Origin of the sequence: Streptomyces sp. NPDC017943 (assembly GCF_044328425.1) — a bacterium.
Classification (GTDB): Bacteria; Actinomycetota; Actinomycetes; order Streptomycetales; family Streptomycetaceae; genus Streptomyces; species Streptomyces djakartensis_A.
Map to the genome: position 1 here is coordinate 611,999 of NZ_JBIRHH010000004.1, position 12,535 is coordinate 624,533.

Sequence of the window (12,535 nt, forward strand, 5' to 3'; positions counted from 1 at the left end):
CATCGAACAAACCCTCCACCCCGGGCTCCCTTGTTTTTTCACCCCCCCCCCCCCGGGCCCCCCCGGCCGGGGGGGGGGGGGGGGGGCGGGGGGGGGCCCCCCCCCCCCCCGCCCCGGGGTGTCGTCGGACCCGGACAGGCGCCGTCAGCCCTGGACGGCGGCCATCCACGCCTCGACCTCGTCGGAGCGCCGGGGCAGCGCGGCGCTGAGGTTCCGGTTGCCGTCCTCGGTCACGAGGATGTCGTCCTCGATCCGGACGCCGATCCCGCGGTACTCCTCCGGCACGGTCAGGTCGTCGGCCTGGAAGTACAGCCCGGGCTCGACGGTGAGGCACATCCCCGGCTCCAGCGTGCCGTCGACGTACGTCTCGACCCGGGCCGCCGCGCAGTCGTGCACGTCCATGCCGAGCATGTGCCCGGTGCCGTGCAGCGTCCAGCGCCGCTGGAGGCCGAGCTCCAGCACCCGCTCCACCGGCCCCTCGACGAGACCCCACTCGACGAGCTTCTCGGCCAGCACCCGCTGGGCGGCGTCGTGGAAGTCCCGGTACTTGGCGCCCGGCTGCACGGCCGCGATGCCGGCCTCCTGGGCCTCGTACACGGCGTCGTAGATCTTGCGCTGGATCTCGGTGAACCGGCCGTCGATCGGCAGCGTGCGCGTCACGTCGGCGGTGTAGTAGGTGTGCGTCTCCACACCCGCGTCGAGCAGCAGCAGGTCGCCGGCGCGCACGGGGCCGTCGTTGCGCACCCAGTGCAGCGTGCAGGCGTGCGGCCCGGCGGCGGCGATGGTGCCGTAGCCGACGTCGTTGCCCTCCACGCGCGCGCGGAGGAAGAAGGTGCCCTCGATGTACCGCTCGGAGGTCGCCTGTGCCTTGTCGAGGACCTTCACGACGTCCTCGAAGCCGCGCACGGTCGAGTCGACGGCCTTCTGCAGCTCGCCGACCTCGAACGCGTCCTTGACCAGCCGCGCCTCGGAGAGGAAGACCCGCAGCTCCTCGTCGCGCTCGGCGGTGACCTTGTCGGTCAGCGCGGCCTCGATGCCGGCGTCGTGCCCGCGCACGACCCGCACCGGGCCGGTGGCCTCGCGCAGCGCGGCGGGCAGTTCGCGCACGTCGGAGGCGGGGATGCCGTACAGCTTCCCGGCCTCGGTGAGGGAGTGGCGGCGGCCGACCCACAGCTCGCCCTGGCCGTCCAGCCAGAACTCGCCGTTGTCGCGGTCCGAGCGCGGCAGCAGGTAGATCGTCGCCTCGTGGCCGTCGTCCTTCGGCTCCAGGACCAGGACGCCGTCCTCGGTCTGGTTGCCGGTGAGGTAGGCGTACTCGACGGAGGCGCGGAAGGCGTACTCGGTGTCGTTCGACCGGGTCTTCAGGTTGCCCGCCGGGATCACCAGGCGCTCGCCCGGGAAACGCGCGGACAGCGCGGCCCGGCGTGCGGCCGTCTCGGCGGCCTGGGGGATGGGCTCGAGGTCGCGCAGCTCGGTGTCGGCCCAGCCGCTCTTCATGTTCTCGGCCAGCTCGTCGGACACGCCCGGGTACAGCCCGTTCTTCCGCTGCTTGATCGGCTCTTCGCTCTCTTCCGGGGTCTCCGGTGTGAGCTCCTCGGCCACGGTCATCCTCCTCGGTACGGCACTGGACCTCCTCCACTGTACGGCGGCGTGGAAGGGGGCCCAGGGCCGGTGACGAGGAGCGTTACTCGAAGTGCGCGGCCAGCAGCACGACGTCCTCGGCGCCCTGCTGCGCGTCCAGCCCGTCCGGCAGGACACTGCGCAGGACGTGGTCGGCGATCGCCCCGGGGTCGCCGCGCAGTGCCCGGGGCACTCCGGCCGCCGCCGCGTGCAGCCGGGCGAAGGCGCGGTCGGTGGCCTCGCCCGTGCGGTGCAGCAGTCCGTCGGTGTAGAGCAGGACCGTCTCACCGGGCTCGGCGAGGATCTCGACGCTCGGCGCCTCCCAGCAGGCGAGCATGCCCAGCGGGGCGGAGACCGACGTCTCGACGAACTCGGTGCGCCGCGGCCCGATCAGCAGCGGTGGGCTGTGCCCGGCACCGGCCAGCGTGATCTTGCGGGCGGCCGGTTCGCAGTATCCGAACAGCGCGGTGGCCGAGCGGGCCGGTTCGGTCAGCCGCAGCAGCAGCTCCAGGTCCGACAGGACCGCGACGGGGTCCTCGCCCTCCATCACGGCGTAGGCGCGCAGCGACGCCCGCAGGCGGCCCATCGCCGCGACCGCGCTGGGCCCCGCGCCGGTGACGGAGCCCACGGCGAGGCCGAGGGCGGCGTCGGGCAGCGGCAGCGCGTCGTACCAGTCGCCGCCGCCGCGCGGGCCGGTGCGGTGCCGGGCGGCGAGCCGCACACCCGCCACCCGGGGCAACCGGGCGGGCAGCAGCTCGTCGGCCATGGTGGCCATGGACGCGCGCGTGCGCTCCAGTTCCAGGAGGCGGGCGAGGTGCTCGGCGGCGTAGCGCGCGTACAGGCCCGCGAGGTGGCGTTGCCGTTCGCCCGGTTCGGCGGGCTCGTCGTAGAGCCAGACGGCGGCGCCGAGACGACCGGCGGACTCGGTGGACAGGGGGAGGGCGTAGCTGGCGGCGTAGCCGAGGCGGGCCGCGACCTCGCGGTGGCGGGGGTCGAGGCCTTCCTCGGCGAACAGGTCGGGATCGGCGATGCCGCCCTCGCCGCCCGGCAGTCCGTCGAGGATCCGGCCGTAGGACAGGGCGCTGCGCGGCACGGTCTCGATGTGGCCGAGGTCGGCTCGGCCCAGGCCCAGGCCGATGGTGCTGTCCGGGCCGAGTCCGTCGCCCGGTTCCAGGACGACGAGGCCGCGTCGGGCGCCGACCAGGGCGGCTCCGGCGCGCAGCAGTTCGTGCAGGGCCTCGTCGAGGGTGGCGGTGCGGGCCAGCCGTTCGGTCAGCTCGTGGAGCGTGGTGAGGTCGGAGACCCAGCCGGCGAGGCGGTCCTGAAGTACTGCGCCGGGTGGGACGGGTGGGTTTGCGGGGGAGGCCGGGGAGGTACTCGCGACGGGCGCGACAGTGTGTGCGGGGGCCGGAACCGTTGAATCGATTCCAGCCACTTTCGGAGGGTGCGGGGCGTTCATGGCGTCCGGCCTTCCGACCGGCGCGTACTGCTCAAAAGCATCGCAAACCCCCATGTCATTCTGCGCCGCCAGCAGTGTCTCCACATGTACACGGACTCGTAAGGAGATGTCCAGCATTGTCCTGCCGGGATTCCTGGTGTCAGTGAGGCTTAAGAGAAGTCCTTCCTTCCTCTTGCGGAAAAGCAAACTTGGCTTGAAACTGCCGCAGTGGACGGGTTATTGCGGTCGACTGGCCTTGCTCGACGGAGCGTCACAACGGTCGTGATGGGTACGTACTCGGAGAAGGCCAGGGGTGGTCGGGAATCACCCGGAACCTGGTGACGGAACCGGGCGTCCTATCCACCGACGACCGTGCCCCATCCTCCCGTGGCGGAGGCGGAGAGAAATACGCGCGACGGCAAACGCCATACTTCGCCACCCCTACGCCACGCCCGTGCTCTCGATGGACGCAGTATGGGCGGGACGGCCGCGGAGGCAGCCCACGCTCGACCCGGAGGGGTTCCCCCTGCTCGCGGCAGGGGTGTGATGCGCCAACAGGTACGCACAGTGAAGCGATCGACACATGTTGTGATGGACCACGGTGTTGCCAGGCGTGCAACGGAAAGGACGAGCGCTCATGCGCGAGATCCCCGGAAGGCGACGCAGGCTCCTGTTCCAGCGCGGTGACGGGACGCCTGAGCTCATCGGCGCGGCCCTGACCTATGCGACGGAATGGCAGTGGCCCGTACTCCCGGGCGTGACGGCGGACCCGCAGCGGCCGGACCGCTGCGCCTGCCCCGACCCGGAATGCACGGTGCCCGGCGCGCACCCCTTCGACCCCGGCCTCCTCGCGGCCACCACCGACGCGCGCATGGTCCGCTGGTGGTGGGGCAACCGGCCGACGGCGCCGATCGTCCTGGCCACCGGGGGCAGGGCGCCCTGCGCGGTCTCCCTGCCGGCCGTCCCGGCCGCCCGCGCCCTGGAGGCCCTCGACCGGCAGGGCATGCGGCTCGGCCCGGTCGTCGCCTCCCCCTCCCGCTGGGCGATCCTCGTGAAGCCCTACTCGCTGGAGCAACTCGGCGAACTGCTCTACGCCAAGGACTTCGTGCCCGGCTCGCTCCGCTTCCACGGTGAGGGCGGCTACCTCGCGCTGCCGCCGTCGGAGACGGGCCGGGGCGAGATCCACTGGGAGCGCGCCCCGCTGCCCGGCTCGGCCTCGCCGTGGGTGCCGGACGTCGAGGCCGTGGTGGACGCCGTGGTCGACGTCCTCACTCGTACGGGTGTGAGCGCGCCCGAGTTCTAGGCCCGCCGGGCGCGCCGACCGCCGCTCACGCCCCGGTGGACTGTATGCCGGGGCCATGCGGCGTCATGCCCGGGGCCTCGCCCGGGACCCCCGGAAGGCCAGACTGATCGCCCTGGCGGGCACGTTGGTGGCGTGCGCGGTCGCCCTGCCCTTGGCCGTGGCGGCCTCGGGGGCGGTGCGGTCCGAACGCCCGGCGCACCCCGCCGGGACGGAAGCCTCCCGCGAGGACTCCTCTGGCCCGGAGTCCCCCCACGCGTCCTCCTCCCGCGCCGATTCCTCCCGCACGGGTTCCCCCCGCCCGGGGTCCTCGCCCGCGCCCGGGCAGGACGTGACGTCCGCCGTGCGCTGCGGACCCGAACTCGCCTCTCCCGACGGCATCGAGGCGCAGACCTGTGTCGTCGCCCGGGGTGCGGACACCTGGGCGCGCACCTACTACCGCAACACGACGGGGTCGACGCTGGACGCCGTGCTGAGTCTGATGGCCCCCGGGGACCGGACCGTGCGCATCACGTGCGCGGTGGGCGCCGGGGACGAGCCGGGAACCTGCGAGACCCCCAGGGAACCGCTGCGCGGGGACCTGGCGGCGTACACCGCCGTCGCCGAGTTCGCCCGGCGGGGCGGGCAGGGTCCGCTGCTGCTGCGCTCGGGAAGCAACTCACCTGTGTGGACGAGCAGTTGACGAGCGACTGCGTACGGTGAGGGTCTGCGCACATGGAAAGACCCGGTTGCTGGCGACGGGGGATGCACCAGCAACCGGGCTACAGGAACGGTAACAAGAGATCGGCGGTTCGCAAATTCGAACTCGCCTTTCCGGTCACCGACTGGCTTGTCCGCGACGGGAGTTGTGATCCCGGCCGGGCGCGCCGGTCCGGCCCGCCGGTGACCCGGCCGGCCGGAGCGCCCGCGGTGTCCGTCAGCTCAGCGTGACCTGCCGGTTGGTCAGGCCGCCGCGGGCGCGGCGCTCCTCCGGGGTGAGCGGGGCGTCCTCCGCCAGGGCGGCCGCGAGGCGCTCGGCGAACTCCGCCGCGGGCTTCTCCACGTCCTCGGCCGTGACGCCGCTCGGCAGGTCCCAGACCGGCACCGTGAGCCCGTGGGCGCGGAAGGAGCCCACCAGGCGCGTGCCCTCGCCGAGGCTGGAACGGCCCGCGGCGTGCAGGCGCGCGAGGGCGTCCAGGAGCTGCTCCTCGGGGTGCGGCATGACCCACCGCAGGTGGTTCTTGTCCGGCGTCTCGCACCAGTACGCGGCGTCCACACCCTGGAGCTTGACGGTCGGGATGGCCGCGGCGTTGGCCCGCTCCAGGGAGGCGGCCACCTCCGGCGTGGCGTTCTCCGCGTCCGGCACCCAGAACTCGAAACCGCTGTGCACTTCTGGCTCGAACGCGCCCTCCGGGTCGAGCAGGTCCTGAAGGCGCGGGCTGCCGGCCGGGGCGCGGCGGCCCTGGACGGGCGTGCCCGGCGCGGCCTCCAGTGCCTGCTGGAGCGTGTCGGCGAGGTCGCGGCTGATGTCGCCCGAGGAGGTGTCGTTCTGCAGGCCGAGCAGGACCGAGCCGTCGTCGCGGCGCAGGGCGGGCCAGGCCATCGGCAGCACCGTGGCCAGCGTGACCGACGGGACGCCCTCGGGCAGTCCGTCCTTGAGGGTCAGCTCGACCGTGGCCGCCGGGACCAGCTCGCGCAGGGCGACCCAGTCGCACTCGCCGGGCAGGCCCTCGAAGGGGCGGTGGACCAGCTCGGTCGCGGCGTGCGAGGCGGCCCGGCCGTGACAGGCCTTGTACCGCCGGCCGCTGCCGCACGGGCAGGGCTCGCGGGCACCGACGACCGGGACCTCGCCGTCCGTGATCTGCGGGCGCTTGGCCTTCGTCTGGGGTCGCTTCTTGGCCATCGATGGGTCTCCCGGTTACGGCTCGTCTCGTACGGTCGCGAGCCTAGCCGTTCGTGCCCGGGGCGTCGGGTTCCTGTGGACAACACCGTTTCCCGCTCCGGCGGGCGGTGGGATCGTCGGCGGCGGGATCGTCGCCCCGGTCGGTGGGGGCGGGTCCTCAGCCCAGCTCGTCGAAGGCGTCCGCGAAGTCCGGTCCGGCCGTCCGGGAGACGGGCGGGGCCGCCACGCGCGTCGCGAAGTCGTCGCGGCGGTGGCCGGCGTCCGGGTCGTGCACGTCGTCGTGGACGACGACCCACACCGTGACCTCGCCGTGGATGTCGTCGCGCACGCCCCAGTCGTCGGCGAGCGCGGTGATGATGTTCAGACCGCGGCCGCCGTGGGCGGTGACCGAGGGGGTCGCGGGGGCGGGGCGGGTCGGACCGCCGCCGTCCGTGACCTCGACCACCAGCCGGCCGGTCGGGTCCACCCGCCACGCGGCGCGGACATCGCCGTCACCGGAGAGCGCGTCGCCCAGGGGCCTGCCGTGCTTGCACGCGTTGCTCAGCAGCTCGGAAAGGATCAGTACGGCGTCGTCGATGACCGATTCCGCCACCCCACCGCTGCGCAGCTGCGTGCGCATCCGGTGTCGCGCTTCGCCCACGCCCGCAGGGCCATGGGGTACGGCCATGCTCGACGACGTGGGCACCTCCTGTGCCACCACCAACGCCACCCCCGAGACCTCCTTCGCCCCACGCCACGGTGTGGATGCCCCCTTGGCCTGGACCGGAAACCGGCCAGTCCACCTCCGGTGACGCACTTCGGCGGCCGGCACGCGGCGAACGCGCCGGTGCACTCCCGGTGCCCGTCTGGCTGGAAATCATCGGTGTGGCCGAGATGCGAGGATCGTGCCTGCCGGGGTGCGGGGTCAAGAGATGTGCACGAGGCACACGGGGCCTGTGGGGCGGACGTGTCAGCGGCCGAGCCGGTGCAGCACCGCACGCGGGCGGTTGGTGATGATCGCGTCGACGCCGAGACCGACGCACAGGTCCACGTCCTCGGGCTCGTTCACCGTCCACACGTGCACCTGGTGGCCGGCCCGCTTGAGGCGCTCGATGTACGCGGGGTGGCTGCGCACGATCCGCAGCGAGGGGCCGGCGATCCCCACCCCGGGGGGCAGCCGGCCGTCGCGCAGCCGGGGCGAGACGAACTGCGTGAGGTACACCGTCGGCAGGGCCGGCGCGGCGGCACGCACGCGGTGCAGCGAACGCGCCGAGAAGCTCATCACCCTCACCTGCGACTCACCGGGGGATGCCGGGGCGTCCAGGCCGAACCGCTTGAGCAGGGTCAGCAGCCGCTCCTCGACCTGCCCGGCCCAGCGGGTGGGGTGCTTGGTCTCGATGGCCAGTTCCACCGGGCGCCCGGCGTCGGCGACCAGTTCCAGCAGCCGCTCCAGCGTCAGCACGGAGGTGGCCTCCCGGTCCTCCGGGCGGTGCTCCCAGTCCGGTTCCTCGTCGCGTCCCTTCCAGGCGTCGCGCGTCTTCCAGGAGCCGAAGTCGAGGGCGGCGAGATCGGCGAGCTCCAGGGCGGAGACGGCGCCGCGGCCGTTGGACGTACGGTTGATCCGGCGGTCGTGCACGCACACCAGGTGGCCGTCGGCGGTGAGGCGCACGTCGCACTCGAGGGCGTCGGCGCCGTCCTCGATCGCCTTGGTGTACGCGGCCAGGGTGTGCTCCGGGGCGTCCTCGGAGGCACCGCGGTGGGCGACGACCTTGATGACGTGCTGTCGTGCGTGGGTCACCGCGTCATGGTGCCACCGTGGGCGGGTACGCGTCCGGTCGGAGGGACTCCGCGCGGGCGCGGTTCCGGACGGCGGCACTGGGATTGCATCCTTTTGACCGTTGATGACCTATATAAAGAACAACCCCGGACGCACAGCCGCCGCTTATGGTGCTCTGACGGCCCGTGGGAAAAGCTGACGGCATACAAAGGGACAAGCACGCCGCAGGCGCGCCGGGCCGGTCGCGCGGACGCGTGCGGAGCACGACCGAGTGCGACCCAGGAAACAGCCGTGGATCGAGGAGAGAAGCTGTGAGCACCGAGAACGAGGGCAACGCGGTACCCCCCGCCCCGTCCGCACCCCCCGTGCCGGTGGACGCTCCTGCTGCTCCGGCGCCGCAGGCACAGGCCGGCCAGGGACCGTACGGGCCGGCTCCCCACGGGCAGGGACCGTACGGGCAGGCCCCGCAGGGGCAGGGCGCCGCCGGTGAGGCCGGTCCCGCCGGTCCCGGCGTCTCCTCCTCCGCCCCGGACCCGTCCTGGCCGCCGCCCCCGCCGCCGGCCGGTCCGTACGGCGACGGCGGTTCCGGTGGTTCCGGGCCGGGCGGCTGGGGATCGTCGTACCAGCAGCCGGCGCCGAAGTCCGGTCGCGGGCGCGGCGGACTGATCGCCGGGATCCTGATCGCCGCGCTGGTCGCCGGCGGTGTCGGCGGTGGCCTCGGCTACACCCTGGCCAAGGACAACGACGACAACACCGGCTCGACGACGGTGTCCGCCTCGACCAACGGCGGGGACGTCAAGCGCGACCCGGGCACCGTCGCGGGCGTGGCCGCCAAGGCGCTGCCGAGCACGGTCACGATCCAGGCCGAGAGCACCAGCGGCGAGGGCGGCACGGGCACCGGCTTCGTCTTCGACAAGCAGGGCCACATCGTCACCAACAACCACGTGGTGGCCGACGCCGTGGACGGCGGCAAGCTCTCCGCGACGTTCCCGGACGGCAAGAAGTACGACGCCGAGGTGATCGGCAACGCCCAGGGCTACGACGTGGCGGTCATCAAGCTGAAGAACGCCCCCTCCGACCTGAAGCCGCTCACCCTGGGCGACTCGGACAAGGTGGCCGTCGGGGACGCGACCATCGCCATCGGCGCGCCCTTCGGCCTGTCCGACACGGTGACGACCGGCATCATCAGCGCCAAGAACCGCCCGGTGGCCTCCAGCGACGGCAGCGGCAGCCAGGCCTCCTACATGAGCGCCCTGCAGACCGACGCCTCGATCAACCCGGGCAACTCCGGCGGGCCGCTGCTGGACGGGCGGGGCAACGTCATCGGCATCAACTCCGCGATCCAGTCCACCGGCAACGGCGGCTTCGGCACGGGCCAGTCCGGTTCGATCGGCCTGGGCTTCGCCATCCCGATCAACCAGGCCAAGTACGTGGCCCAGGAGCTGATCAAGAACGGCAAGCCGGTGTACGCGAAGATCGGCGCGTCCGTCTCCCTGGACGACAGCTCCGGCGGCGCGCAGATCACGGACGAGGGCGCGGGCAGCTCCGCGCCGGTCGAGCCGGGCGGCCCGGCCGCCAAGGCGGGTCTCAAGCCGGGCGACGTCATCACCAAGCTCGACGACCGCGTGATCGACTCCGGTCCCACTCTGATCGGCGAGATCTGGACGCACAAGCCCGGCGACAAGGTCACCCTCACGTACGAGCGCGACGGCAAGGAGCGCACGGTCGACGTCACGCTCGGTTCCCGCGTCGGCGACTGACCCACCCGCCCGCACCGACCCGTTACCCTTGTCCCCGCGCCGCCGATCTCGGCCGGCGCGGGGAGGTGTGCCCGAGCGGCCGAAGGGAACGGTCTTGAAAACCGTCGTGGCAGCGATGTCACCGTGGGTTCAAATCCCACCGCCTCCGCGCAGGTCTTAGTCAAGGACAGCGCAGTACGCAAGGGGTGCCCCTCTCCGCAGGGGCACCCCTTCCGCGTGCCGGGGGGAGGTCCGGGCGAGGGGGCTCGGGGAGATATCCGGTTGATCCGCGAGTGATCGCTTCCTAGGCTCGCCAGCGGTCTTCTTCGGGCGGGCAGCGCTCAACAACTGTCATTGCCGGAGGAGTTCGCGCGATGTTCCGCCCTCGGGTGGAGCCCGTGGCACACGACCAGTGCCTTGTGACAAGGGGGAGCAACACATGACACGTTCGACGACGTCCTTCATAGGCCGGCTCGGTCGCGGCGCGGCCCTGGCCTTCGCCGTGACGACCGCGGTGGTCGGTCTCGGCACCGTCCCGGCCCAGGCGGAGCAGCAGGCCCCGGCCCGGGCCGCCGACTGGACGTGCGACTCCGGTCGCATCTGCATGTACGAGGACGCCAGCTACACCGGCAGCAAGTACGTCAACTGGAAGCCCACCGGCGCCAACCAGAAGTACCAGATCGACGGTTGGAACGGGGACAACGAGATCACGTCGCTGATCAACAACTCCGGTTACAGCGTCCGCGTCTACGACAACGACGACTACTCGGGCTACTCGATCTGCGTCAAGCCGCACACGAACATCAACAACCTCAAGTACGGCTGGGTCTTCAACGACGAGGCCGAGAGCGCCAAGACCGTCACCCGCTGCTAGCGCACCCGGTGCCGTGGGGCCCCGGCCGGACGACGGCCGGGGCCCCACGGGTTCCGTAGGCTTGCGGGGAGCAGGCCGGCGCCGCGGGGTCCCGGGCGCCGGCGGGGTGAGGTGAGGGGTGGTCGTCGTCGGCGGTCGGTGTGTCGTCGTGGTCACCGCAGTGCACGGGCCCCATGCCCGGTTCCTGCCGCAGGCCTACGCCTCCTTGTGCGAGCAGCGGCTGCCGGCGGGCTGGCGGTGGCGGTGGGTCGTGCAGGAGGACGGGCAGGGCGCCGAGGTGCGGCCCTACGTGCCGAGCGATCCGCGCGTGACGTTCCGGCAGGGGCGCGCCGGTGGGCCGGGGGTGGCCCGGACCATCGCCCTGGCCCGTGCGGACGGGCCGTACGTGAAAGTGCTGGACGCCGATGACCAGTTGGCGCCCGGGGTGCTCGCACGGGACATCGCCGTGCTGGAGGGCGATCCACGCGTCGGCTGGGTGACCTCCCGGGTCCTCGACCTGCTCCCCGACGGAACGACCGTCGGGTTCCCCGGGGATCCCGACGAGGGGCCGATCGAGCGCGGGACCGTGCTGGAGCAGTGGAAGGCCCAGGACTTCATCGCCCCGGTGCACCCCGCCTCGCTGTGCGTGCGGCGGGAGTTGCTGCTCGCGCTCGGCGGCTGGATGGCCCTGCCCGCCTCCGAGGACACCGGGCTGCTGCTCGCGCTCTCCGCGGTGAGCCGGGGCTGGTTCTCGGCCGAGGTGGGGCTGCTGTACCGGAAGTGGGCGGGGCAGGTGACCGGGCAGGCGGCCCATGGGGAACGGGGCGAGCGTCAGGCCCGGATGGCCGTCGTGGAGGCCCGGGCCCGCGCCTTGTCCCGGCTGCGGTGGAGCGGCTCCGCCGAGCAGTGAGCGGGCCCCGTGACCCTGTCACGCGAGGCCGTCCGCCCGGGGCGGTGGCGTGGGGAGCAGGTCGTGGCGGGTGTAGTACTCCGTGCCGAGCAGTCGTCGGCGCTCCTGCTCCGAGGCAGCGGCGATCAGGGCGGGGACCGCTCCGCGTGCGACCTCCGTGCGGTGGGCCAGGACCGCGGCGACCTTCCGGTCGAGCCAGGGAGTGACGTCGACCGTCGCGGTGACGTGTTCGTCCGGGACCGTCCGCAGGCCCTTGCCCGCCGGGGCCAGGTACCCGCCCCAGTCCCGGACCGCCGAGTGCGGGTGCGTGGCCAGGTACAGGGCGCTCGGCCGCCAGGGCGTGCCGGCGTCCGGGTGGAGGCGCTCGAGTCCGGCGGCGTGGACGGCGAGCAGGGTGATCCGGTGCGTGTGGACGTGGTCCTCGTGGCCGGTGGCACCGCCGTAGGCGTCATGGGTGACCACGGTCTCCGGGCGTACGGCGCGGATCTGCGCCACCAGAGCGCCCACCGCCTCCTCCAGCGGGGCGTCGCACAGACGCGGTCGGCCGGGAGCCGAGTGCGGGACGCGTGAGTCGGCCCAGCCGAGCATCCAGGGTGCACCCGCGCCCAGGAGCCGGAGGGCGTCGGCCAGTTCCGCCGCACGCGTGCTGTCCGCCGCCCAGGTCGCCGTGACCACCGCTGTGCGGCCGCCCGCGGAGGCGTGCCGGGCGAGGACGCCGCCGGCCGACAGGGACTCGTCGTCGGGATGGGCGAAGACCGCGAGCAGGCCCGGTGCCGTCATCCGGTGCCCGGACCGGCCGGCGGCTCCGGTGTCCCGGTGAGGGCGATCGCCTGGCTCGGGCACTTCTCCGCCGCTTCCCGCACCCGCGGGTCGTCGCCCGAGTCGGCGCGGCCGGGACGGACGACGCCGTAGCCGTCGATGAACTCGAAGACGTCCGGGGCCCGGTACGCGCACTCGGCCGAGCCGTAGCAGAGGTCGCGTTCGACCGAGACCTTCATGAATCCCTCGTCCCCCTCCGGACGCCGTCGCCTGCCGTG

At 73.1% G+C, this 12,535-nt stretch carries 12 protein-coding genes and 1 tRNA gene; 6 read left to right on the forward strand and 7 right to left on the reverse strand.

The annotated features are described in order from the left end of the window. Positions 1-144 precede the first annotated feature (144 nt). Complete coding sequence (locus tag ACH4C6_RS16360; protein ID WP_398109230.1) at positions 145-1,602, reverse strand: aminopeptidase P family protein; 1,458 nt, start codon at positions 1,600-1,602, stop codon at positions 145-147. A gap of 82 nt (positions 1,603-1,684) precedes the next feature. Then, entirely contained in the window at positions 1,685-3,196 is a 1,512-nt protein-coding gene (locus ACH4C6_RS16365; protein ID WP_398109231.1) for a PP2C family protein-serine/threonine phosphatase, read from the reverse strand. A gap of 499 nt (positions 3,197-3,695) precedes the next feature. Here ACH4C6_RS16365 and ACH4C6_RS16370 point away from each other — a divergent pair, with 499 nt between their 5' ends. Together ACH4C6_RS16370 and ACH4C6_RS16375 are read left to right on the forward strand one after the other, a co-directional pair. Then, positions 3,696-4,361 carry a bifunctional DNA primase/polymerase gene (locus ACH4C6_RS16370; protein WP_398109232.1) on the forward strand — a complete coding sequence of 222 codons (666 nt, stop codon included), beginning with the start codon at positions 3,696-3,698 and terminating at the stop codon, positions 4,359-4,361. 55 nt (positions 4,362-4,416) lie between these two features. Continuing rightward, positions 4,417-5,040, forward strand: a complete 624-nt coding sequence (locus tag ACH4C6_RS16375) for a hypothetical protein (protein ID WP_398109233.1) — start codon at positions 4,417-4,419, stop codon at positions 5,038-5,040. Positions 5,041-5,274: 234 nt separating this feature from the next. On the opposite strand, the gene ACH4C6_RS16380 is transcribed toward ACH4C6_RS16375, so the two are convergent. The 3 genes from ACH4C6_RS16380 to ACH4C6_RS16390 form a co-directional block, all read right to left on the reverse strand. Then, positions 5,275-6,240 carry a DUF5926 family protein gene (locus ACH4C6_RS16380; RefSeq protein WP_398109234.1) on the reverse strand — a complete coding sequence of 322 codons (966 nt, stop codon included), beginning with the start codon at positions 6,238-6,240 and terminating at the stop codon, positions 5,275-5,277. A gap of 157 nt (positions 6,241-6,397) precedes the next feature. Beyond that, entirely contained in the window at positions 6,398-7,036 is a 639-nt protein-coding gene (locus tag ACH4C6_RS16385) for an ATP-binding protein (RefSeq protein WP_398109363.1), read from the reverse strand. A 153-nt stretch (positions 7,037-7,189) separates the two neighbouring features. Next, on the reverse strand, positions 7,190-8,017 hold the full coding sequence (locus ACH4C6_RS16390; RefSeq protein WP_398109235.1) for a glycerophosphodiester phosphodiesterase: 828 nt from the start codon (positions 8,015-8,017) through the stop codon (positions 7,190-7,192). Between the two features lie 290 nt (positions 8,018-8,307). On the opposite strand from ACH4C6_RS16390, the gene ACH4C6_RS16395 reads away from it, so the two are divergent. From ACH4C6_RS16395 to ACH4C6_RS16410, 4 genes are all read left to right on the forward strand, one after another. After that, the gene (locus ACH4C6_RS16395; protein ID WP_398109236.1) at positions 8,308-9,756 is read left to right on the forward strand and encodes a S1C family serine protease; all 1,449 of its coding nucleotides are present in this window, start codon (positions 8,308-8,310) and stop codon (positions 9,754-9,756) included. Between the two features lie 61 nt (positions 9,757-9,817). Beyond that, positions 9,818-9,904 (forward strand) — tRNA-Ser (locus ACH4C6_RS16400). A 270-nt stretch (positions 9,905-10,174) separates the two neighbouring features. Then, positions 10,175-10,609 (forward strand): peptidase inhibitor family I36 protein, encoded by a 435-nt coding sequence (locus ACH4C6_RS16405; protein ID WP_398109237.1) that lies wholly within the window; start codon positions 10,175-10,177, stop codon positions 10,607-10,609. A gap of 148 nt (positions 10,610-10,757) precedes the next feature. Continuing rightward, positions 10,758-11,498 (forward strand): glycosyltransferase family 2 protein, encoded by a 741-nt coding sequence (locus ACH4C6_RS16410; protein ID WP_398109238.1) that lies wholly within the window; start codon positions 10,758-10,760, stop codon positions 11,496-11,498. Between the two features lie 18 nt (positions 11,499-11,516). Here ACH4C6_RS16410 and ACH4C6_RS16415 read toward each other — a convergent pair whose 3' ends face one another. Further along, positions 11,517-12,278, reverse strand: coding sequence for a PIG-L deacetylase family protein (locus ACH4C6_RS16415; protein ID WP_398109239.1), 762 nt, complete (start codon positions 12,276-12,278; stop codon positions 11,517-11,519). Further along, positions 12,275-12,496, reverse strand: a complete 222-nt coding sequence (locus ACH4C6_RS16420) for a ferredoxin (RefSeq protein ID WP_398109240.1) — start codon at positions 12,494-12,496, stop codon at positions 12,275-12,277. The genes ACH4C6_RS16415 and ACH4C6_RS16420 overlap by 4 nt, the downstream gene beginning before the upstream one ends. Between the last annotated feature and the right edge of the window lie 39 nt (positions 12,497-12,535).